This is a genomic window from Chitinophaga sp. MM2321, from assembly GCF_964033635.1.
GTDB lineage: Bacteria > Bacteroidota > Bacteroidia > Chitinophagales > Chitinophagaceae > Chitinophaga.
The window spans coordinates 4,439,772-4,464,416 of sequence record NZ_OZ035533.1 but is presented as its reverse complement, the minus strand read 5'-3'; the positions used below and the strand labels follow the sequence as shown (position 1 = coordinate 4,464,416).

At 46.9% G+C, this 24,645-nt stretch carries 14 protein-coding genes; 10 read left to right on the top strand and 4 right to left on the bottom strand.

What is annotated here, in order from left to right:
- Positions 1-133 precede the first annotated feature (133 nt).
- Positions 134-2,695 carry a TonB-dependent receptor gene (locus ABQ275_RS17190; protein ID WP_349314385.1) on the top strand — a complete coding sequence of 854 codons (2,562 nt, stop codon included), beginning with the start codon at positions 134-136 and terminating at the stop codon, positions 2,693-2,695.
- 131 nt (positions 2,696-2,826) lie between these two features.
- On the opposite strand, the gene ABQ275_RS17185 is transcribed toward ABQ275_RS17190, so the two are convergent.
- Together ABQ275_RS17185 and ABQ275_RS17180 are read right to left on the bottom strand one after the other, a co-directional pair.
- Entirely contained in the window at positions 2,827-5,067 is a 2,241-nt protein-coding gene (locus tag ABQ275_RS17185; protein WP_349314384.1) for a cation:proton antiporter, read from the bottom strand.
- Positions 5,068-5,281: 214 nt separating this feature from the next.
- Entirely contained in the window at positions 5,282-6,160 is an 879-nt protein-coding gene (locus ABQ275_RS17180) for an AraC family transcriptional regulator (RefSeq protein WP_349314383.1), read from the bottom strand.
- Positions 6,161-6,355: 195 nt separating this feature from the next.
- Here ABQ275_RS17180 and ABQ275_RS17175 point away from each other — a divergent pair, with 195 nt between their 5' ends.
- Both ABQ275_RS17175 and ABQ275_RS17170 read left to right on the top strand, forming a co-directional pair.
- A complete protein-coding gene (locus tag ABQ275_RS17175) occupies positions 6,356-7,186 on the top strand; it encodes a phytanoyl-CoA dioxygenase family protein (protein ID WP_349314382.1) in 831 nt (276 codons plus the stop codon).
- Positions 7,187-7,210: 24 nt separating this feature from the next.
- Complete coding sequence (locus ABQ275_RS17170; protein WP_349314381.1) at positions 7,211-8,584, top strand: sugar porter family MFS transporter; 1,374 nt, start codon at positions 7,211-7,213, stop codon at positions 8,582-8,584.
- A 17-nt stretch (positions 8,585-8,601) separates the two neighbouring features.
- On the opposite strand, the gene ABQ275_RS17165 is transcribed toward ABQ275_RS17170, so the two are convergent.
- Together ABQ275_RS17165 and ABQ275_RS17160 are read right to left on the bottom strand one after the other, a co-directional pair.
- Positions 8,602-9,387 (bottom strand): response regulator, encoded by a 786-nt coding sequence (locus tag ABQ275_RS17165; protein WP_349314380.1) that lies wholly within the window; start codon positions 9,385-9,387, stop codon positions 8,602-8,604.
- Positions 9,363-12,572, bottom strand: coding sequence for a two-component regulator propeller domain-containing protein (locus ABQ275_RS17160; RefSeq protein ID WP_349314379.1), 3,210 nt, complete (start codon positions 12,570-12,572; stop codon positions 9,363-9,365). Before ABQ275_RS17160 ends, ABQ275_RS17165 begins: the two co-directional genes overlap by 25 nt.
- 136 nt (positions 12,573-12,708) lie before the next feature.
- Between ABQ275_RS17160 and ABQ275_RS17155 the strand changes: the two genes are divergently transcribed.
- The 7 genes from ABQ275_RS17155 (at position 12,709) to ABQ275_RS17125 (ending at position 24,641) form a co-directional block, all read left to right on the top strand.
- The gene (locus ABQ275_RS17155) at positions 12,709-13,731 is read left to right on the top strand and encodes a glycoside hydrolase family 43 protein (protein WP_349314378.1); all 1,023 of its coding nucleotides are present in this window, start codon (positions 12,709-12,711) and stop codon (positions 13,729-13,731) included.
- A 42-nt stretch (positions 13,732-13,773) separates the two neighbouring features.
- Positions 13,774-15,618 (top strand): sugar-binding domain-containing protein, encoded by a 1,845-nt coding sequence (locus ABQ275_RS17150; RefSeq protein ID WP_349314377.1) that lies wholly within the window; start codon positions 13,774-13,776, stop codon positions 15,616-15,618.
- A gap of 4 nt (positions 15,619-15,622) precedes the next feature.
- On the top strand, positions 15,623-17,674 hold the full coding sequence (locus ABQ275_RS17145) for a beta-L-arabinofuranosidase domain-containing protein (RefSeq protein WP_349314376.1): 2,052 nt from the start codon (positions 15,623-15,625) through the stop codon (positions 17,672-17,674).
- Positions 17,675-17,724: 50 nt separating this feature from the next.
- A complete protein-coding gene (locus tag ABQ275_RS17140) occupies positions 17,725-20,868 on the top strand; it encodes a TonB-dependent receptor (protein ID WP_349314375.1) in 3,144 nt (1,047 codons plus the stop codon).
- Positions 20,869-20,886: 18 nt separating this feature from the next.
- The gene (locus ABQ275_RS17135) at positions 20,887-22,845 is read left to right on the top strand and encodes a RagB/SusD family nutrient uptake outer membrane protein (RefSeq protein ID WP_349314374.1); all 1,959 of its coding nucleotides are present in this window, start codon (positions 20,887-20,889) and stop codon (positions 22,843-22,845) included.
- Positions 22,846-22,856: 11 nt separating this feature from the next.
- Positions 22,857-23,561: a DUF3823 domain-containing protein gene (locus tag ABQ275_RS17130; RefSeq protein ID WP_349314373.1), complete on the top strand. Its 705-nt coding sequence runs from the start codon at positions 22,857-22,859 to the stop codon at positions 23,559-23,561.
- A 150-nt stretch (positions 23,562-23,711) separates the two neighbouring features.
- Positions 23,712-24,641, top strand: a complete 930-nt coding sequence (locus ABQ275_RS17125; protein ID WP_349314372.1) for a YihY/virulence factor BrkB family protein — start codon at positions 23,712-23,714, stop codon at positions 24,639-24,641.
- Positions 24,642-24,645 lie beyond the last annotated feature (4 nt).

Below are 24,645 nucleotides of genomic sequence, written 5' to 3'. Positions count from 1 at the left end.
AGCATAAATCCTGCATTGTTAAAAAAAATATAAAAAAGTTCTCTCACAGTATTATATTTGTCTACCAAGTTGGTAGACTATATAGACTATTATAGCAACCAAATATCATCACATAACCTATATTATCATTATCATGAAAAGATTACTATCGCTGCTATTCCTTACAGCCTTTGTGGTCAACACCGCAATTGCACAAAAAGTAATTAAGGGTGTTGTTAAGGGAGAAGAAGGATCCCCTGTACCTGGTACTACCATTAATCTCAATGGTTCTACCAACTATGCTATTGCAGACAATAAGGGAGAATTCAGTTTGAGCACCTATGCCCCCTTTCCCGCTTCCCTGACAGTTAGATCCATTGGTTTTGCCACCCGTGAAGTGGAAGTGACAGCGCAAAACCACAGCAACGTGGAGATCATTCTCAAAATAGACAGCCGCCAAATCAATGAGGTATCTGTTACTGCACGTCGCCGTAACGAGAAAATACAAAATGTGCCTATTGCCATTTCAGTGGTACGGGGTGGCGTCATCGAGGAATCCGGCTCTTTTAACGTGAACCGGGTGAAAGAGCTGATCCCCTCTGTGCAACTCTATTCCTCCAATCCCCGTAACACCACGCTCAATATCCGCGGCCTCGGATCTACGTTCGGCCTGACCAACGACGGTATTGATCCGGGTGTTGGATTTTACCTGGACGGTGTGTATTATGCGCGCCCTGCGGCCACTACATTTGATTTTATAGATGTTGAGCAGATTGAAGTATTACGTGGCCCACAGGGTACCCTGTTCGGCAAGAACACCACGGCAGGTGCCCTGAACATTACCACCCGTAAACCCTCCTTTTCTCCGGGTGCTACCGCGGAAGTTAGTTATGGCAACTACGGATACATTCAGGCAAAAGCTTCTGTTACCGGTAAGATTGTCAACAAGCTGGCCGGTAAGGTTTCCTTCTCCGGTACACAGCGCGATGGTACCGTTTACAATGTGTCTACCCAGAGAAATGTGAATGATATCAACAACATCGGCGCGCGGGCTCAGCTCCTGTATACCGCCTCGGAACGTGTGAATATCACCCTCACCGGGGATGCCTCCAAACAGCGCCCAGAAGGATATGCGCAGGTAATAGCGGGTGTCGTAAAAACACAGCGTGCTGATTACCGGCAGTTCGACAATATCATCGCGGACCTTAACTATCAACTCCCCAGCCGCAATGCTTTCGACCGGGTGATCGACAATAACACCCCCTGGCGCTCCGGTAATGACCAGGGCGGGGTATCCGTAAACGTTGACGCGAAAATAGGCGGTGGTACGCTGACCGCAACCTCTGCCTGGCGCTATTGGAATTGGGATCCCTCCAACGACCGTGACTTTACCGGGTTGTCTGTATTGTCCTTATCACAAGCTACCTCCAAACACCAGCAATGGTCACAGGAAGTAAGGTATGCCGGTGATTTCTCCTCTAAACTGAGTGGTGTGATCGGCGTATTCGCAATCGGTCAGGATCTTAAGACAGATCCTGTACATATCGAAGAATCTGGTTCGGCGCAATGGCGTTTCTCACAGACTACCACCAGCGAATTATGGAAAACCCCGGGGTTACTGGACGGATACGGTATTCACACAACTTCCCGTTTGAAAACAGTCAGCGCGGCGGTATTCGGACAACTGGACTGGGCCATCACAGAAAAGCTGCACGTACTCCCTGGTCTGCGGTATAATTATGATGAAAAAAAGCTGGATTTCAGCCGCAAAACTTATGGCGGCCTTGAAACTACAGACCCCGCATTACTGGCGTTGAAGAAAGCAGTGTATTCAGACCAGGTATTTTCCGCCAACACGGATAACACCAACCTTACCGGCCAACTTACCATTGCGTTTAAAGCCAACAACAATATCAATACTTACGCCACCTACTCCACCAACTATAAACCTGTAGGACTTAATCTTGGTGGACTTCCAACCGCCGATGGTAAACCGATGCTGGAACTGGCACAGGTCAAACCGGAATATGTGCAGCACTTTGAAGTAGGTATCAAAACAACCCCTTCTGCGTCCTCTACCCTGAACCTGGCTATTTACAATACAGATATCAAGGATTTCCAGACACAGGTACAGACAGCTGAACTGGGCGTAAACCGTGGCTATCTTGCCAATGCGGAAAAAGTGCAGGTGCGTGGCGCCGAACTGGATGGTAACATCAGGTTTAGCAATCAGTTCTCTATCTTTGGCGCGGCATCCTATACAGATGGGAAGTACAAATCTTTCAAAAATGCACCGGTACCACTGGAAGAAACCGGAGGTGCCAACGCCTTTAAGGACATTTCCGGCAGCAGGCTGCCTGGCATTTCCAAATGGGCAGCTTCCCTGGGCGCTGAAACATCCATCGGTGGAAAATTCCTGGGCCAGGGCGGAAGATACTTCCTGGCGCTCGATGGATACTATCGCTCTGAATTTTCTTCCAGTCCATCCCCTTCTCCTTACCTGAATATTGACGGCTACGTGCTGGTAAACGGCAGGATTGGCTTCCGCGCAGCAAAAGGAGTATCCTTATTTGTATGGGGACGTAATCTCTTCAACAAAAATTACTTTGAGCAATTGCTTGTAGCAGCAGGTAATGCAGGACAATATGCTGCAGTACTGGGTGATCCCAGGACATATGGTGTAACGATCCGCTACAACTTCAGTCCATCCAACTAAAAGAGATGTAGGGATTTTTTGATTTGCGAATTTAGGAATTTGAAATGCAGCAGAGATTTAAGCGTATGTGTTTATCTCCGCTGCATTTCAAATTCCTAAATTCGCAAATCAAAAAATCCCTACATCTCTTTTTATCCTTTCCTTGTAAACTCAGCAATCATCTTCCTGTCTCCTACCAGCCAAACCACATCTTCCCATTCAAACTGGGTATCAGAAGCGGGGTTGAGGATACGTTCACCACCACGGGCAATACCTACTACCAGTGCTTTTGTTTTTTCACGGATGCCGGAATTGCGAATCGTCTGTCCTTTCAGGCCGTTGTGTTCATCTACTACAATGCTGGTCAGCCCGATATTTTCATCTGATACATCATCATTTCTTTCCAGGATCAGGGTGTTCAATACCCGGTTGAACTCTTCCAGCTGGGCTTCTGAGCCGATAGCAATGATTTTGTCGTACGGAAATAATTTTTCTTCACGGGTGGGTGCGTAGATGGTGATGTCGCCTCTTTTGATAGCGCCTACGTTGATACCGAATTTTTCACGCAGCTGCAAATCAGCCAGGGGTTTGTCTATCAGGGTAGACCACGGATTGATTTCTACTTCAGATACCTGTGCATCCCAGGGTAGCAGGTCTGCTGCCTGTGCTTTTTTAGCGGCGGCATCTGCATCTTCGCGGGCATTCAGGTTGCTCAGGAAGCGGGATTCAATACGGTTGTAATATTTCTGTAGCTGTTGACGCAAGGCCAGCAACACAATAAGCATAACAATAGAAGTGCCGAGCAATGCCTGCCAGAAAGGAAAGAACTGGATGAGCAGGAAACCTACCAACATCACGGCGAGTACGTTCCTGACCACTTCCACCACTACCAGCGGACCGTGGTTGTATTTGGAATCCAGCCACAATGCTTTGTAGGCGCTGCCCTGTACTTTTTTTATGGTGAGTGCCGAAATGAACGGCGCCATCATGGCAATGGCTAATACCACCGCAATAAATTTGGCCACCAGCTGATTCTCCAGATGTCTGGCTATAAACGGACTAACATAATAGGTATTGAGCAGGATGATCGCTATCAGGATCACACTGTTTAAGATGATCACTTTCAGGTAGGAGCGCAGTACAATACGCCAGTCGCTTTCGCCCTGTAGGGTCTGGGAACTGGCACTATAGCGGTTGAGCGCCGCCAGCCACCGTGCCGGAATAACTTTCTCCATCCAGTTATACAGCGGAGTGGAAAACTTGATCATATACGGCGTAGTGAACGTGGTGATAGCGGAAACGCCTACTGCTACGGGAAACAGGAAGGAGCTGGTTACCCCCAGTGTCACACCAAGGGTAGCGATGATGAAAGCAAATTCACCCACCTGCGCCATGCTCATACCTACCTGTACTGATTCTTTCAGGGGGCGTCCGGAAATCAGTGCACCCAGCGTAGTAGTGAAAAACTTACCAAAAACGGTTAACAATGTTATCCATAATACCGGCCATCTATATTCTACGATCATCTCCGGGTTGATGAGCATACCCACTGATACAAAGAAGATAGCGCCGAAAAGATCTTTCAATGGCTGGATGAGGTGTTCCACTTTTTCAGACGAAGTCGTTTCTGCAATGATGGAGCCCATAATAAAGGCGCCCAGTTCAGCAGAGAAGCCTACCTGTGTAGCCAGGATCACCATACCAAGACAAAGAGCAATGCTGAGGATCAGTAATGTTTCGTTGTTGAGGTACTTCTCCATTTTTTTGAGAAAAGTAGGCAACAGGAAGATGCCCGCCAGGAACCATACGGCCAGGAAGAACATCAGTTTGGTAATGGTGAAAAGCATTTCGGTGCCTTCAAATTGTTTGCTCACTGCCATGGTAGATAATAATACCATCAACAGGATCACCACAATATCTTCTATCACCAGTACCCCGAAAACTATTTTGGTAAAAGGCTTTTGCTTAATGCCCAACTCTTCAAATGCCCTGATAATAATGGTTGTAGAGGAGCTGGCGAGTAACCCGCCCAGGAACAGGCTGTCCATCACACCCCATCCCATCAGTTGCCCGGTGAAGTAACCGGCTACGGTAATACAGGCTATCTCCACAAATGCCGTTATGGTAGCCGTGCCTCCTACCCGCATCAGTTTCTTGAAACTGAATTCCAGTCCCAGTGAAAATAAAAGGAAAATTACGCCGATCTCCGACCAAATTTTTATCCCTTCCCCATCGCTGATAGAAGGGAATAAATGAAAATTGGGGCCTACTATAAAGCCCGCTATAATATAACCCAGCACCATAGGCTGCTTCAGCCGTCTGAATAGTAAAGTAATGATACCCGCCGCGCCTAAAATCAATGCCAGGTCAATAATTAATTGTGGTACATGCATACAGAGATAATCGGTTTTATAATATTGCTTAATGTACTTTTATGACGGCCCGTAAGGGTCGTACATATGTGTTAATGCCAGTTTGCTGATTTGCTGAATATCGCTAATATATCGTTTTTTGGGGCAGCCACCAACAGAAAGAATAACAAATTACCCATGATGGGGTGGTGTAAATAAAATAAAAAAAGACACTTTTTAAGGATGCAGCCCGGTGCTATTGTATATCACCCGGATGACTGTTTATAAGATCTTCGGCAAAATATTTCCGGTATTGCAAGGGCGTAAGTTTTTTAATTTTTAAAAACTGCTTATGGAAATTGGCGATGGTATTATAACCGCTTTCATAACAAATATTTAATACGGGCTTCCGGGTTTCCAGCAGTAAGGTACAGGCATAGCCAACGCGTACTTCATTTAAAAAATCAAAATAAGTTTTTTGGGTACGCTTTTTAAAATACCGGCAAAAAGCCGGAATGCTCATACAGGCAATACCGGCCACCCCGGTAAGCGTTACCGGTTCCCGGAAGTTATCAATGGTAAACCGGAAAACTTTATCTATACATTCTTTGTCTTTATGGTTTAGTTGTCTTGTTTCCTGGGTAGACACCTGTAGGTATTCCCTTTTTTCTGCCATGATCTGCAGGCAACTACCCAACAGCAGGATGCGGTTAAAGCCGGTTGCGAACTCCAGTTCTCTTATCAGTGGCTGTAACCTGGATTTGCTTTCACCGGTTATTTTCAGCCCGTAGCGGGATGTTTCAAATAGTTGTTTGATCTGCCTGCTTTCAGGCAGGTTCATAAAATGGGCGCCCCAGAAATCATCACAGAACTGGATAACCATAGAACTGCCTATTGATACCGGATCTATTTTTTGAAAAGTATGAGGAAGATTGGTGCCCAGAAAGTAAACGTCACCCGTTTCAAATTTGCTGACATGGTTGCCCACAAAACAAAGACCGGAACCTTCGGTCACCAGCGTCAGCTCATACTCGATATGCTGATGCCAGCCCACTTCAAAATGTGGTGTACGATAGGTGCGGGCAACAAAAGAATGATGCTCACCTAGTGGTAGTTTCTGGATCAGTGGTTTCATGCGACTTGATGATATTCCATAAAATAAAGATAAAAAATGGATTTTTCTGTTAAAATAGTTTAGTTTTTGAATAGTATAATGGAGCTCTTGCTAAAATAACCTGCCTATTTTAGTAGAACCGTTATGAATAGCTAAACAGTTCCCGTTCCAGTGCATGCGTGCATAGCCTCTTTAAAATTTTAAATAATCAACATCATGATTACGCTAACCAATCAACAGATTATTGATTATCAGGATCAGGGTTACCTGATCATCCCTGGTTTTTTTACGGAAGAAGAAGCAAAGAAACTTTACCAGGTAGCCATTGACGACAATACCATTAGCAAACATGCTATTGATGTGAATGATAGTAGTGGCAAACGCAGTAAGCTGTCGCTATGGTACAAACCCGGCGATGATATTTACGGATTGCTGACCCGCAGTGAAAGGATGGTCAATGCAGTTGACAAACTGATGGATGGAACCACCGCGGTTTGTCATTTTCACTCCAAACTAATGCAAAAGGAGCCCAGGGTAGGCGGGGCCTGGGAGTGGCACCAGGATTATGGCTATTGGTATAAAAATCAGTTCCTCTTTCCCGATCAGATGATGTCTGTTATGATTGCCGTATCTGATGCAAACCGGCTAAACGGCTGCCTGCAAGTGATCAAAGGGTCGCATAAAATGGGCCGGGTAGAACATGGATTTGCCGGTGAACAAAATGGCGCTTCTCTAACTTATGTGGAACTGGCTTTAAAAACCATGGAACATATTTATGTAGAATTAAAAGCGGGAGATGCACTTTTTTTTCATAGCAACCTGCTGCACCGCTCTGAAGCCAATCTTTCAGATAATGCACGATGGTCCCTGATCTCCTGTTATAACCGTGAGGCGAATATTGGTTACAATGACTCTGCGTCTGATAAATCCAGTACTACACCCATTGCAGTGGTGCCGGATGACGCACTGCTAAGCAGGGAAGCGAAAGGGGTGAATGAGGACGCCGCTGATTTTTTAAGAAAAGAAGATGATAAGTCTTTACAATAAAACTCCTCCGCTTAAAAAACATACATGGCATTTATCCCGGAAGTTAAATCAGGCGTACCTGTCATCAGCTACAACTATAACCGCAGGTATATTTATATTATCAGTGCTGTAGCAGCCTTGGGGGGGGTACTTTTTGGATTTGACCTGGTTATTATTTCAGGAACTATCCCCTTTTTTAAAAACTATTTTAATCTGAACGAATTGTCTACCGGATGGGCCGTTGGCTGTATCAATCTTGGTGCGGCCATAGGCGCGTTGATGGCGGGTAAACTGAGTGATAAACTAGGCAGAAGAAAGGCCCTGATGTTTAGTGCTGTTTTATTTGCGGTGACAGGTCTTGGTACCGGTTGGGCAACTGATTTTAACAGCTTTATCCTTTTCCGGATGCTGAGTGGCGTAGCCGTAGGTGCTGCTGCTTTGGTATGTCCCATGTATGTGGCTGAAATTTCACCTGCCTCCATGCGTGGAAGGATGGTATCTTTTTACCAGCTTTCTATTGTCTGCGGAATTATGCTCGCTTATCTTTCAAACTACCTGCTGCTTAATACCGGCGTCCATAACTGGCGGTGGATGTTTTCTTCTCAATCGCTGCCTGCCCTGTTCTTTTTCGCCGGTTTATTTTTTGTAGTGGAAAGTCCCAGGTGGCTGATCGGGAAGCAACGTTCCAAGGAAGCTTTCACTATACTGGAGCGGATCGGTGGAACAGCATATGCCGGCTTTGAATCCGGGCAAATCGTTGAAAGCTATCAGCACCAGGCTAAAGGAAGTGTAGCTGAATTATTCCGCAAAGGTATCTGGCCAATTGTGTTTACCGGGATTGTTATTGCTGTTTTTTCACAGGCAGTAGGACAAAATTCCTTATTCTCCTATGCGCCCGAATTATTTAAACAAGCCGGGATGTCGCAGGATAGTGCTTTCTTACAAGCGATTATTATAGGGCTGATCAATTTTATATTCACTTTCATTGCTATCACCACCATTGATAAAGCGGGCCGGAAAAAGTTGCTGATGTGGGGCACCCTTTTACTTTGTATAGATGCCCTTGCATTGGCTTCCGCTTTTTACTGGCAGCTACCGGGTATTTATGTGCTGATCTTCCTGCTTTCCTTTATCGCTATATATGCGGCTACACTGGGTCCTGTTACCTGGGTTGCCCTGTCGGAGATATTCCCCAACCGGATCAGGGGCAATGCCATGGCACTTGCCACCCTTGCTTTATGGATCGCCAATTTTTTCACAACGGCTTCTTTTCCTGTTATGAAAGGATACCTGGGACTGCCACTCACTTTCGTGATCCACGCGGTAATTTGTTTTGCTTACTTTCTTTTTATTATCGTCAGGATTCCTGAAACCAAAGGAAAATCGCTGGAAGAAATAGAGAAAATGATGATCGGTTAAAAAAGCATAAAAGAGGATCAATCGGGATGATTCCGCGTTACATATTCCGATGGCAGCATGCCAAACTGTTTCTGAAAATTCCTGCCGAAATTGGATGGAGAGGCAAAGCCTGTCATCTCTGCTACTTCATTGATCTTGTAGTGGCCTGTTGCCAAAAGAGTAGCGGCTTTTTTTAAGCGGGCAATGTTAATAAGTTCATGCGGAGTAAGATCGGAGATGACTTTTATTTTCCGGTAAAAAGTAGGACGGCTCATATTCATTTTGTCCGCGAGTTGTTCCACGTCGAGATTGATGTCTGTGAGGTGTTGGGTGATTACCTCATTCAACTTTTCGAGGAACTGTTCATCTGCGCGGGAGCCGGCCATGCTGCGGAGGTGTACCAGGGGTGAGCTGGCGAAAAATTCTTTTATTTTATTACGGTTGGAGAGAAGATTGGCGATTTGTACCTGTAAGTGTTCCGGTGAAAATGGTTTTTCGATATAGGCATCAGCGCCCAGTTCCAGCCCTTCTATTTTGGATTGTAGTGTGTTGCGCGCGGTCAGTAATACTACGGGAATATGGCTGTAGGCCGGTTCTGATTTAATGATGCGGCATAGTTCAAAACCATCCATAACGGGCATCATCACATCGCTGACTACCAACTGTACCGGCGCTTCACGCAAGGCCTCCAGCGCAGTGGCGCCATTGCATGCCGTCATCACTTTGTATTTATCTTCCAGGTCATCTGCAATGAATGACAGGATATCTTCGTTGTCATCTACCAGCAGGATCAGTGGTTTCACGATGGCTGTATTTTTTTCCATTTACTTAAATTAAATTCTATTTCCTGGTGTACCGGTAAAGTAAGAACGAAAGTATTCAGGTTGTTGTCTGATCTGATAAGCACCAGCTTTCCTTTGTGCAGGATCGTGAGCGATCTGGCGATGGCCAGCCCGATACCTGTACCCGGCTGGCTTTCTGCGGCCTTGCCCCGGTAAAAGGGTTCGAAGATTTTTTCTGCTATCTCCGGCGGAATAATATGTCCGTCATTTTTTACCTGGATGGTAAAGGTGGTATCTGTTTCCGCTACCGGCAACAGTTGAATGTATACACAACTGTCTGCGTATTTGATGGCATTGTTGATCAGGTTACTCAGTATTTTATGCAATGCTTCCATGTCTACATACGCGAAGAAATGCAGGCTGGATAATTCTATTTTAAAACGGATTTCTTTTTGTTCCGCTGCCGGTATGAAACGCAGGTGGTTTTCTTTCAGCAGATCGGGGATGTTGGTCTTTACAAAATTGAGGCGATAGCCGTTGATTTCTGTTTTCCTGAAATCAAGTAACTGGTTGGTGAGGTCCAGCAACCGGTTGGTATTCCGTTCCATGATGCGGAGGTTCTTTTGGATATCCGGTACGGCTTCGGATTTCCGGATCACCTTTTCCATAGGGCCTTTAATGAGGGTAAGCGGCGTACGTATTTCATGCGCTACGTTGGTAAAGAATTCTATCTTGGCCTCATAAATTTCTTTTTCTTTTTCATGTTCCAGTAATTCCATGCTGCGTTTATGTTTTTGTTCTGCCCGGCGGTGATAGCTGCTGATGAGCAGGTAAATAATGCCGCCGCATAAAATAAGATAGAGCGCATATGCCGGGTAGCTGGCCCAGAATGGCGGCAGGATCCTGATAGTGAGCAGGCGCGGGTGAATACTCCAGTTGCCGCTGCTGTTGGCAGCTTTCACCATAAAGTGATAAGTGCCGGGAGATAATTTTGTGAAGAAGGCTTTGCGATTTGTTTCCAGGTGTGTCCAGTCTTTATCCAGTCCTTCCATTTTGTACGCGTATTCCGTCATTTCAGGCGCGGTATAACTGAGTGCAGCGAAGTCGATACTAAAAGAAGACTGATCATGCGTCAACACAATGGTGTCGGTAACATTAATGGCTTTCTTCAGCGTACCGCCCACATGCAGCGGATTGTTGAATACCTGGAAACCGGTAATGTATATGGGTGGCATGAAATTGTCGGGAAGAAATTTATCCGGGTTAAACCGGATCATCCCTCTCACACTACCGAAGTACATATTGCCGCTGCTGTCTTTGTAAGCGGAGTTATAATTAAACTGATCATTGAGTAGGCCGCTGGCTTTGGTGTATACTTTTGTTTTACCCGTTTCCGGTGAAAGACAGGCCAGTCCTTTGGAAGTGGTTATCCAGAGATGTTGTTTATCATCTTCCAGCATACCAAATATCATATTACTGAGTAAACCATTGCGGGTGGTATAACGTGTAAAGTCGCGCTGCTGCTCATTCAGGAGACATAAGCCATCTTCAGTGCCAGCCCATATACGATGACGGCTATCTTCAAATACGCGGTTTACGTGGTTGTTGCCCAGGCTGCGGATGTTGTTTTCGTCATGCAGGTAAAGTCCTTTTTTACCTGTTTCCGGATGATAATAATACAATCCATCGCGGATGGTGCCGAGCCAGATGGTGCCCCGGCTATCTTCAAAAACAGTGGTATAAAAAATATACGATGGTACTTCCTGTACCAGGTCAAAACCATCCTGTTGCCGGTTATAACGGTAAAGCCCCCTCGAAGTGCAAAGCAGCACCTGCCCGGTATGGGTTTGTATAATGCTGTATACAAAGTTGCTGCGCATATCATACTTGCCATTACCGGCTGCATAGTGCCGCAGGAATTTACCGGAAGGGATATGCATCAGATCCAGGCCATGCTCGAAAGTACCTATCCACAGGGTGTCGCCGGTTACCAGTAGTCCGTGGATGTTGGTATGGGATAAGCTGTTTTGCTTGCCTTGCGGTTTTATGTTGGTGATGTTACCGGTACTCAGCGATAATTTATTAAGCCCGCCGTCTTCTGTTCCTATCCATAGCTGCCCATATTTATCCGGACAGATTTCTCTTACCGCATTGCCGCCCAGCGCGTTTTCGCCGGTTTTGGGGAAAAACTTTTCGAAAGGCGCATACTGTTGCGGGAAATAGTTGATACCACCAAAGTAAGTACCTGCCCATATGCCGCCTTCTTTATCCTTGAAGAGACTGTATACAGCGTTGTCAGAGATGGCATAGGGATCGTTGTATTTCTTTTGCAGGTTTGTAAATTTTCCGGTAGAGAGGTGATAGATGAAGATGCCGGTTTCGGAGGCAATCCAATATTCATCTGCCGAACGTTGGAGCAGATCACGGGCGTAGATCTCCGTTTTATCGCTGTTGTAGGGCAGGATGTCTGTATACGTATAGGTTTTTGCACTGAATAATTTTACGCCCTGGTCTGTAGTGCCCACCAGAAGAGTGTCTTCACTGGTGGCCAGGATTTTTGTTGTCCAGTAGGCGGCTGGTTTATTGGAATGATCAAACAGGGAATAACTGGTAAAGCTGTCTTTTGCCCGATCATATACTGCTATTTTCCCTTCGGGAGATGACAGCCATATTTTTCCCGCCGGGGTACGGCATATTGCTGAGGCATTGGGGTAGCCGGCAGGCGAATGAAGACTATTTGTTTGCGGGTTGTAGCGGTACAACTGTATGCCGGAAATAAACCAGATATTGCCTGCTGCATCTTTATCAATAGCCCGTATTTCCAGGTCGGCTTTAGGGCCTATTGGGCGGAACTGTTCACTCGCAGGGTTGTACAGATAGAGGCCCTTGTCTGTGCCAACGTAGAGCATACCATGATCATCTTCATAAAGACTCCAGATAAAATTATTGCCCAGGCTGCTGGTGTCTTCCGGGTCATGCCGGAATACGCGGAAGGTATAGCCATCAAACCGGTTCAGACCGTCTTTGGTGCCAAACCACATAAAGCCCTGCTTGTCCTGCATGGTACAGATAACCGTATTGTTGGACAGCCCGTTCTCTACCTGGTAGTGAACGAAGCCGGGTGACTGACTGTAAAGTGTCTGGTGAACAATCAGTACGAATAATAAGCAGGAAATAATGTGGCGTATTGGCAAGATGGTGTTGCTGGTTATGCCAAAGATAATCATCCGGCGATGAATAATATTGAGACAAAATAAGGAAAGAATGAGACAATTGAGCGTACTACCTATAGCAGGATTCTCTTTCTTTGGAGTATTGTTTTAAGCGTTATTTTTACGCTTAAATAAAAAAAAGATCCATGTTATGAAATGTAGCCGACTACTTTCATTGTTACTATTACTGCTGATGGGCGGCGCTTGCCGTGCAGGAGGACCGGATACCACCGGCACCTTCACCAATCCGTTGCTGCCCGGTGGACCTGATCCCTGGGTGATCCAACAGGATGGGGTATATTATTACCTGCATACCACGGGACATAATATTACGATCCGTAAAACACGCGCTATGTCGGAACTGGATAAGGCGCCAGCCATTGTTTTATGGACACCACCGGCCAAAGGCCCCGATGCGCGTGATATCTGGGCGCCGGAGCTGCACCGCCTCGATGGCAAATGGTATCTCTATTACACCGCAGGATCTTCAGACAGCATCCACCCGCAACACACCTTTGTATTGGAAAATACCGCTGCCGATCCTACCACCGGCACCTGGGAAAGCAAAGGACAACTAAAAGATCCCGCTGCCGACTACTTCGCCATTGACGGCACTATCCTGGCATATAAGGACCGGCACTATTTTATCTGGAGTGGGCATAACGGGAAAGATGTTGTACAACGTCTCTATATTGCACAGCTGAAAAATCCGTGGACACTAGCCACCGCACGTGTAGAGATTGCCGCACCCACCTACAGTTGGGAAAAGAACGGCATCAATGAAGGCCCTGAAATATTAAAGAACGCTAAAAATGATATCTTCCTCATCTTCTCTGCGAGTGGCTGCTGGTCAGAAGATTATGCGCTGGGGATCATGCAGCTGAAGAAAAACGGTGATCCGCTGAAAGCTGCCGACTGGCACAAATCGCCTTTGCCGGTGCTCACCGCTAAACCGGAAAACGGCGCCTATGCACCCGGTCATAATGGTTTCTTTAAATCGGCAGATGGCCAGGAAGACTGGATCATCTATCACGCCAACTCCAAAGCAGGACAGGGTTGTGGCGGATTAAGAAATCCACGCATGCAACCATTTACCTGGAAAGCCGATGGCAGCCCAGATTTTGGCGAACCAGTGAAAATAGGAGAACAGATCAGGAAGCCCGGTGGGGAATAAAAAATATTGATCAGACCAAAAATTGTATTTCAAAAACAGACCATGATAAAAAAGCACTTATTATTTGCCTTGATGTTTGGATGTGGACTCAACGTTGCGCAAGCACAGGGCGACTGGAAAATTGTAGCAGGAAAAATTACAACTCCCTGGAGTGAAAAAGTTTCACCAGCGGAGACATTACCTGAATACCCGCGTCCACAGCTCGTGAGGGCCAACTGGAAAAACCTCAACGGACTTTGGAATTATGCTGTCAAAGCAAAAAATGAAAGCACCCCGACCACTTATGAAGGGAAGATCCTGGTACCTTTTGCCATTGAATCTGCATTATCCGGCGTTGGAAGAACAGTAGGGAAGGACAGTGTGCTGTGGTATAATACAAGCATTACTTTGCCGGCCGGTATGAAAAGTAAAAAGATCCTCCTGCACTTTGGTGCGGTAGACTGGAAAACAACCGTATATGTAAACGGAAAAGAAGCAGGCACCCACGAGGGCGGTTTTGATCCGTTTTCTTTTGATATTACGCCGCTCCTGAAAAAAGGCAAACAGGAGATCGTTGTACGTGTGTGGGACCCTACAGATGAAGGTCCGCAGCCAAGAGGCAAGCAGGTAAAAAAACCGGAAGGCATCTGGTACACACCCGTTACCGGTATCTGGCAAACCGTATGGGTAGAAGCAGTGGCGGCTACTTATATTGCGGGTACAAAGCAAACACCTGATATTGATCAGCAAACGATCACCGTAGCCGCGGATGTTCAAAACCTGCAAGCGGGCGACCAGGTAAATGTTTCCGCCTGGGATGGCGCTACTAAAGTAGCAGAAGGTCAGATCAGCGGGGAAGCTGCCGTACTGAAAATTGCTTCACCGAAATTGTGGTCACCTACTCATCCTTTCCTGTACGACCTGCGCTTGTCTGTAACCCGCAAAGGCAAAACCATTGACGAGGTACAGAGCTATTTCGCGATGCGTAAATCATCCATCGGTAAAGATGCCAATGGTATCCAGCGCATGTTGCTGAATAATGAATTTGTGTTTCAGTACGGCCCGCTGGATCAGGGCTGGTGGCCTGACGGCTTGTACACCGCGCCAACAGATGAAGCACTGAAATTTGATATTGCACAAACCAAAGCCATGGGCTTTAATATGATCAGAAAACATATTAAAGTAGAACCTGCCCGCTGGTATTACTACTGCGATCAGTTAGGTATGCTCGTATGGCAGGATATGCCGAGCGGCGACCTGGGTAATGGCTGGGAACAACGTCCGGGTATCATTGGTCGTGGTACAGATCAAAATCGTTCTGCTGAATCAGAAGCCTACTATAGGAAAGAATGGGATGCTATCATCAATACCCTGTACAACTTCCCGTCTATTGTGGTATGGACACCTTTCAACGAAGCCTGGGGACAATTTAAAACAGTGGAAATAGCGGAATGGACGATGAAAAAAGATCCTTCCCGTTTGGTGAATACTGCCAGTGGTGGCAACTTCTACCCGGTAGGACCGATCATCGATCTGCATAACTACCCCGAACCTGCGATGCCTGATCCGGCTGTTTTTGGCGATAAACGCGCTATTGTACTGGGCGAATTTGGCGGCCTGGGATTACCGGTAGAGGGACATGTATGGCAACAGAAAAATAACTGGGGATACCAGAGTTTTAAGAACGCCAACGACCTGTTTAACCGCTACGCCGGTTTTATGGACAGACTGGAAAGTCTTATCAAACAAGGGTTATCAGCCGCCGTGTATACGCAGACCACTGATGTGGAAGTAGAAATAAACGGATTGATGACCTACGACAGAAAAGTGCAGAAGATGGAACTGGAAAAACTGAAACAGGTACATCAGAAACTATATAATCCGGCATTGGTCAACATAAAAAAATAACAACATGCTCCGGAAGCCCTTACTTTTTTTAACCCTGTCATCCATCATGGCTGGCTTCACACCGGCGGATGCAGCTCATTCGCCGGTGGCCGGCCTCGATACCACTTCCTTTGTAATGCCCGTGTACAGCGAGCTTGCACTGGGCGCGGTAAAGCCAAAGGGCTGGTTGCTGCACCAGTTGCAGCTCATGCGCGACGGTACTACCGGTCATCTTGATGAGGTACATGACAAAATAAAAAAAGATAACGGCTGGCTGGGAGGTAAGGGAGATGGTTGGGAAGAAACCCCTTACTGGCTGGATGGCGCCGTGCCGCTGGCCTACCTGTTGCAGGACAAAACCCTTACAGATAAAGTATTACAGTATATCAACTGGACGCTGGACCACCAACGGCCATCGGGTTATTTTGGTCCGCTGACAAAAGCAGAGCGGGAGAAAAATATATCCATTGACGTTAGTAACAGCGATCAGGGAGAAGACTGGTGGCCAAAAATGGTGATGCTAAAAGTATTGCAGCAGTATTACACTGCTACCCACGATGTCCGCGTAATTCCCTTCATGACGCGATATTTCAATTATCAGCGGCAGGTGTTAAAAACCTGTCCGCTGGGCAAGTGGACGGAATGGGCTACTTCACGGGGTTCAGAAAATGTGCTGGTAGTACAATGGTTGTACCGTATCATTAAAGACGATAAATTATTAGAGCTGGCGGCGCTGATCGAGGGACAGGCATTCCCCTGGACCACCTGGCTGGGTAACCGCAGTTGGGTGATGGAAGCGGCGGCACAGCAAAACGACGAGCACTGGATGCGGCGTCATGGCGTGAACGTAGCCATGGCATTGAAAGATCCGGCGCTGAACTATCAGCGCACAAAAAATAAAAGATACCTCGACTCCCTGCAAACAGGCTTCCACGACCTGATGACATTGCACGGCCTGCCAATGGGTATTTTTTCTGCTGATGAAGATCTTCACGGTAACGGACCTACGCAGGGAACAGAACTATGCGCCATCGTAGAGTCTATGTTTTCGCTGGAAGAAATCATCAGCATAACCGGCGATCCGCGCTACATGGAGGCATTGGAGCGTATGACCTTCAACGCATTGCCTACACAAACAACAGACGATTACAATGCCAAACAGTACTTTCAGATAGCCAACCAGGTACAGGTAAAGAGAGGCGTATTTAATTTTTCACTTCCTTTTGACCGGCAGATGAATAACGTATTCGGACTACGCAGCGGTTACACCTGCTGTACGGCCAATATGCACCAGGGCTGGACGAAATTCACCACACACCTCTGGTATGGCACCCGCAATAATGGGCTGGCTGCACTCACCTACAGTCCCAATGAAATCACTGCCAAAGTGGGTAAAAACAATACGGAGATCACAATTCAGGAAGTAACGGCTTATCCGTTTGATGAACAGATCCATTTTAATATCAGTACAAAAAAATCCGTCGCCTTTCCTTTGGAGCTGCGTATCCCTGAATGGTGTACAGAAGCCACTGTATCGCTTAACGGGCAACCACTCCGGAAAGAAAAAGGTGGCCGCATTATTACAATAGACAGGACCTGGGACCACAACGACCAGCTCACGTTGCAACTGCCCATGGAAGTACGTACTTCCAATTGGGGCCGCAACTCCCGCACGGTAGAAAGAGGCCCGCTCGTATATGCGTTGAAGTTAGCAGAGCAATGGGAGAAAGGACGTGATGAAGCAGAAGGCGATTATTACAGCGTATTTCCCAGAGGCGACTGGAATTACGGGCTGCTGGAAAAAGCAATCAAAGCACCCGCGCAATATCTGACTGTAACAAAAGTAAAACCGGTGTCAGATCAGTTTGTATGGAACCTGGATCATGCACCCATCGCGATCACCACCACCGCAAAAAAGATTCCCGGATGGAAGATCGTAGAGGATGTAGCACCTCAGCCGGTAACAGACAGGAACGGTATTTACAAAGGCGCCGTTGATGACAAAGAAGAAATAATAACACTTGTGCCATATGGTTGTACAAAAGTCAGGATAGTAGCGTTCCCCGTGGTTAGATAGGATATAAAAGACCGCAAGGCGGCAACCAAAATCACCATCAAATCCTTGTTATGAAAACAAAACTGCAAATTCCCGGATTGATCCGGAGGGTCATGCTTATCGGCATGCTCATGGCCAGTATGTTGTCCTATGCACATGCTGCCCCGTTAGACCTCACTATTACCGGTAAAGTGACGGATGACCAGGGTAATGCCCTCCTGGGTGTTAGTGTAAGCATAAAAGGTACTTCCAGGGGTACCGCCACCGATGGTAAAGGCGCTTATTCGCTGACCGTACCCGATAACAACGCGGTACTGGTATTTACTTATGTCGGATTTATAAAACAGGAAGTACCCGTTGCCGGAAAAGCGGTGGTGGATGTACAACTGGTAACCGACAGCAAAGGATTGGGCGAAGTGATCGTAATAGGCTATGGTACACAGAAAAAGGAATCTGTTACCGGCGCCATCTCCGCCGTTACCAGTAAAGACCTGGAGCGGGTGCATGCGTCTACCGTAAGTGCCACCCTCGCTGGTAAAATTCCCGGTGTTACTTTCCGGATGCCGGATGGCCGCCCCGGCGCCGGTGCCAACATACAGATCCGTAATCTCGGAAATCCATTGTATGTGATTGATGGTATTCAAAAGGATGCCGGACAGTTTAATAATATCTCCCCCAATGACATTGAAACGATCACTGTGCTGAAAGATGCATCAGCAGCCATTTACGGTGTAAGAGCAGCCAACGGGGTAGTGGTAGTAACCACCAAAAGAGGAAAAGCCGGCAGCGGTAATTCCATTAACGTAGACGCCTATACGGGATGGCAGAACTGGTCCAGGTTTCCCAAAACAGTAAACGCCTATGAGTGGATGCTCGGCAAAGCGGATGCTGAAATGAATGCACAGAATCCTAAAACGGATATTACCCGCGAAGAACTGGATAAGTGGAAAGCCGGTACAGAACCGGGTTACAAGAGTTTCGACTGGTACGACTTCATCATCAAAAAAAATGCGCCGCAACATTCTATCAACGTAAATGCGACCGGCGGTACAGAAAATATCAACTACTATCTCTCTGTTACCCGTCTTGATCAGAAGTCGGTATTAGGGCGGGAATTTGATTTTAACCGCACCAACTTCCAGAGTAATGTGGATGCAAAAGTAGCCAAACGCCTGAAGGTAGGCGTGCAGCTCAATGGCCGTATCGAAGAGCGGGATAACCCCGGCGTGCCCGGTGGGGACGACTATTGGGCGCCCCGCTTTGCACTCTTCCGTAACAGACCTACCGAACACGCATATGCCAATGATAACCCGGCGTATCCCAATGATATAGGTCATAATACAGAAAACTGGGCCGTACAAAGCAAAGCGATCTCCGGCTACTGGACGGAAGACTGGCGCGTACTGCAAACCAACTTCAACGCTACCTACGAAACACCCATTAAAGGACTCACCCTGAAAGGGATGTATTCGTATTACTATGCCGACAGGCTGATGAACGGGCACGAATACACGTACGATACGTATACTTTCCATCCGGCAGACAGCTCCTATGAACGTACCGGCGGCAGCTCTAACCCATGGCGGGAACGCGGCACCCATAAAGTGCTGGAAAATGTATTGCAGGGACAGGTCAACTACAACAATACTTTTGGTAAACATACCATCGGTGCAACGTTTGTATCCGAAAGGATCAAACGCCGGGAGCTGGATGTGTGGGTGCACGCTGTTCCCAAAAACAATGTATTGCCCCTGTTACAGTTTGCCGACATGGATACCTATAATGATAAAGACTGGACAGAAGCGCGCTTAGGCTATATCGGCCGTTTAAACTATAACTATGCAGATAAATATTTCCTGGAAGCAGCCGGTCGTTACGACGGCTCCTGGAAATTTGCACCGGATAAAAGATGGGGCTTTTTCCCCTCTGTATCTGCGGGCTGGAGAATGACAGAAGAACCTTTCTTCAAAGCATGGCTGGGTGGTAACAGCTTGCTGAGTGAATTGAAACTGCGCGCCTCTTATGGTGAACTGGGGGATGATGATATTGGTATCGGCGCTTACGACTACCTGCCCGGCTATACGTACGCTACTTCCACAGTGATCCTGGATGGACAGGTGATCAAAGGTTCGCGCGATAAGGGCGTACCAAACGACCGCTTGTCATGGTTTACCAGTAAGATCACTGATATCGGGCTGGATTACCAGTTGTGGAATGGTAAGGTGTACGGATCGCTGGATTATTTCAAACGTAAACGTTCCGGGTTACGCGGCAGCAAATATGATGTATTGGTGCCTAACGAAATCGGTTACGGATTACCACAGGAAAATGTAAACAGCGATCAGCAGGTGGGCGGTGAATTTTCCGCAGCCTATACCGGGAAGGCCGGCAAGGTGGACTTTGTAGTAGGTGGTAATGTATCCTATTCCAGGAGCAGGTTTATTTCTTCCTACAAACCGGTATGGGGTAATTCACTCGATTATTACCGCAATTCAGGTGAAGACAGGTGGAGTAATATTTACTGGGGATATGAGGCTGTTGGCCAGTTCCAGTCGCAGGAAGAAATTAACAAGTATCCCGTAAATGTAGATGGGCAGGGAAATAAAACGCTCTTACCAGGAGATATTATTTATAAAGATGTGAATGGAGATGGGGTGATCAATGGGTATGATGAAAGACCAATCGGTTATCAGACAAGCGGCAACCCAACGGTAAACTTTGGGCTCAACCTGGGCGTAAGGTGGAAAGGCATTGACTTCTCGGCCGACTTCTCCGGTGGTTCTCTCTATTCCTACAATCAGAACTGGGAAATGAGATGGCCTTTTCAGAATGGTGGTAACCTGCTGAAACAGTTTTATGATGACCGCTGGCACCGCGAAGATCCTTTTGATGTAAACAGCAAATGGATTCCCGGCAAATATCCTGCACTGCGTTTCAACGATGGCGGACATAGTAACTATAACAAAGCATCTACTTTCTGGCTAACCAATGTGCACTACGTGCGACTGAGGACCATGGAGATTGGCTATACCATTCCGCAGTCTGTTCTCGACAGGGTGAAGATCAAAAAGATCCGGGTGTATTTAAATACTTACAACCTCTTTTCTATTGACAACGTGAAAGCCCTGGGTATAGAGCCGGAAATCGCTGATGAGAACGGGTTGCAGTATCCGCAGAACAAACTGGTGAATGTAGGCTTCAACCTTACTTTTTAAGTTTTAAATGATTGCGTCATGAAACAAAGTTTCTTATATATACTGGTGGCGTTGCTCGCATTAAATGCGGGATGCAACAAGGATAAAGAATTTTTAAACCAGCCACCTACGGATATACTCGTGAATGATCAGATCTGGAAAAATGAGGGGCTGGTCCTCTCTGTGCTGGCCGATCTGTACGACCGTTATCCTGACAGGCAAACAGATCCTGCTTTGGGAGTGCCGTCTGTGGTTGCACAAACCATCGACAACTGGGCAGAGTTTGCGCGTTTTGATGAAGCTTTTGCATCGGAAGCGGGACAATACTGGCGGCATAAGAACCAGGAATATGATTACCTGTTTCCTGGTATGGTTGCCCGGGTGAATGGTAATAATGTAGATGTAACTTATTGGGATTACGCTTATATCCGCGAGTTGAATCTTTTTATCCAGAAATGCAGCGCGGCTACAGAACTTAAAGAAGAAGTGAAGTCGAGATTTGTAGCAGAAGCACGTTTTCTGCGGGCCTCCGTTTATTTTGAAGAAGTAAAAAGGCTGGGTGGTGTGCCGCTGATCCTGGAGCCGCTGGAATATGATTATGCCGGTGATCCTGCTTATCTCCAGCATGCACGGGCAAAAGAATCTGAAGTCTACGATTTTGTGATCAGTGAAATGGATAGCATCAAAACATTGTTGCCCAATGATCCGAACAACAAATCGAGGGCTACTACCGGCCTGGCGCTGGCCATGAAGGCGCGTGCAGCGTTGTATGCAGGTTCCATTGCGAAGTATGGCGCCACCACCCCACAGGTGTCGCTGCCGGGTGGTGAAGTGGGTATCCCTGCTTCCGCTGCTGTTGGCTACTACACTACCGCATTGAAAGCAGCACAGGATGTTATTTCATTGGGGGGCTACTCCCTGTATCTGAAGAAGCCTGATAATTTGTCAGATAACTTCTCCAGCCTGTTTATCGACAAAGGAGGGAACCCGGAAGTTATTTTTGCAAAGGACTTCAAATTGCAGAGCGGAAAAATACAGCCGTGGACGTTATGGAGTCAGCCCCGTTCTTCTGCAGAAGAGCAGCAGGGCGGCAGGTTGAATCCTTCGCTGAATCTCGTACAGTCGTTTGAGTTACTGGATAATTCTTTTGCCCCCTATAAAATTAAGGATGCAGGTGGCGCCTATATTTATTACGATAAACCTACAGATCTTTTTGAAGGAAGGGATGCGCGTTTAGCCGGTACCGTTATATTGCCGGGTACAGAGTTTAAAGGCAAGCGGGTGGATATCTGGGCGGGTTATATCCGCAAGGACGGCAGTATTGTTACAGCTGCAAATTTCGGCGGCCAGGCAAAGCTCACCCCCAACGGGCCGGATGTGCAGGTAGTGGGTTTCGATGGGCCCATTGACAACCTGGAGTTCAGCGCGCAATCGGGTTTCCTTGTCAGGAAGTACCTGGACCCGGCTATCGGATCAGGGCGTATTGGTACGCAGAGTGAAGTGTGGTGGATCCGTTATCGTTTCGGCGAAGTATTGCTCAACGCAGCTGAGGCAGCCTTTGAACTGGGACAGAAAGGACCCGCAGCCACCTATCTCAACGAGGTGCGTGCCAGGGCCGGTTTCCTCACGGCACTCACCGCGGCAGATATCACTTTCGACAGGATCGTACATGAAAGAAAAGTGGAACTGGCCTTTGAAGGACACGAATTCTGGGATATGAAACGCTGGCGCCTGGCCCACATCGTATGGAATGGCGATGCGGCTGACCTCACGCAACATCCCGGTGTAGCCAGGGAAGTAAGTACCCGCGTATTTGCTTTATGGCCGTATAAAATTTATGATCCGGGCAATGCGAATGATGGTAAATATGTTTTCCGTCAACTGCTGCCGGGTGCAGTTACTTCTGCACATAAATTCCGGCTGGGCAATTACTATTCCTGGATCAGTGATGAGATCAGGAATAACAACCCGAAAATTGTAAAAAATCCTAACCAGTAAAGTGATTTAACATGAAGAGCAATATTCATTATATCTTATGCATGGTGTTGGGTATCCTGTGCATTTCCTGCAAAAAGGATAATTACCAGGCACCCGGCTCCAGCTTCCAGGGCAGGCTTGTTTACAAAGGCGAGCCTATCAATGTCAGCTATAACGATGTGTATTTTGAATTATGGGAACCCGGCTGGGGTAAAAATACACCGATCACTGTCAGCATTACCCAGGAAGGTAACTTCTCCGCGCTGTTGTTCGATGCCAGCTATAAACTGGTGATCCCCGCATCGCAGGGGCCTTTCAGGTCCGTTCCGGATAAAACAACCAACACGGATACCATGCTGCTGCATCTCACCGGTAGTCAGACCATGGACATTGAAGTGATGCCTTACTACATGATCAGAACACCCAAATTTGCAGCTGCAGGTAAAACAATCACGGCTACCTGCGCCGTAGAAAAAATCATCACAGACATAAATGCCAAAGATATTGAACGGGTATATTTATATATCGGCAAAACACAGTTTGTAGATGGCAGAACCACCCTCAAATCGGCCAGTATAGCCGGTGCAGATATTACCAATCCTGCCGCTGTGAGTTTGCAGGTGGATGTACCGGATATTACGCCTGCGCAGCACTATGTATTTGCACGTATAGGCGTGAAGGTAGCAGGCGTGGAGGATATGATCTTTTCGACGGTGCAACAAATAGAGGGAATATAGTTATTTACGGATTTTTTGATTTACGAATGTAGGAATTTAAAATGCAGCGGAGATTTATGCGAAAGTCCTCGCTGCATTTTAAATTCCTACATTCGTAAATCAAAAAATTCGTAAATCTCTAAATCTCTAATATTCGTTAAATTGGGCCGTATGGAAACTGGTCCTACAGAAAATATCCGTCCACATTGGCAGCTATTCCTGTTATCTTTCAAAGATGCATATAAGGAGTTGCAAGCAAATGATCCGTTGCGGCTGGCGGGCGCTACTGCCTTTTTTACTACGTTTGCCTTACCGGCTATCCTGGTGATCATTATACAATTACTCCGGCTTATTTTCAGGGTCCGGCATGTGGGAGAGCGGCTGTCGTTGCAGCTGGAGGGGTTATTCGGAAAAGAAACTGCCGATGCCATTCTCGAAACACTCCGGGCTTTTCGCAGTATTGCGCAAAACTGGATGATCAACATAGCAGGCTTCCTGTTTTTATTATTTGTAGCCACCACTTTATTCAAAATCATCAAGGGATCCATTAACCAGTTATGGAAGATAAAACCTGTGCGCCGGGAGAGCTTCGGGCAAATCATGCTGGGGCGTTTGAGGGGGGTGTTGGTGATCCTGTTTGCCGGCCTGCTTTTTATCATTGATTTTATAGCGGATGCGGTACAGGCATTCCTGGGAAAATATATAACGGAATACCTGCCGGCACTGGCCATCTACTATCATAGCGCCCTGAACTATGTGATCTCCGTGGTGATTGTTACGATGTGGTTTTACCTGGTGTTCTATTTCATCCCCGATGGCCGCCCCCAGTGGAAGACCGGCATGACCGGCGCCCTGGTGACCGGTATCCTGTTTACAATCGGCAAGATAATTTTAAAGGTGATGCTCACCTATAGCAGCATCAATACTATTTATGGTGCCTCTGCATCTACCGTATTATTGCTCTTGTTTATGTTTTATTCTTCCCTTATCTTTTACTTTGGCGCAGCTTTTACCAAAGTATGGGGAGAGCGTAACGGGACGCCCATTACACCTTTACTACACGCCGCCCGGTACCGGCTGACGGTGGAAGAGGAGGAGTGAAGCT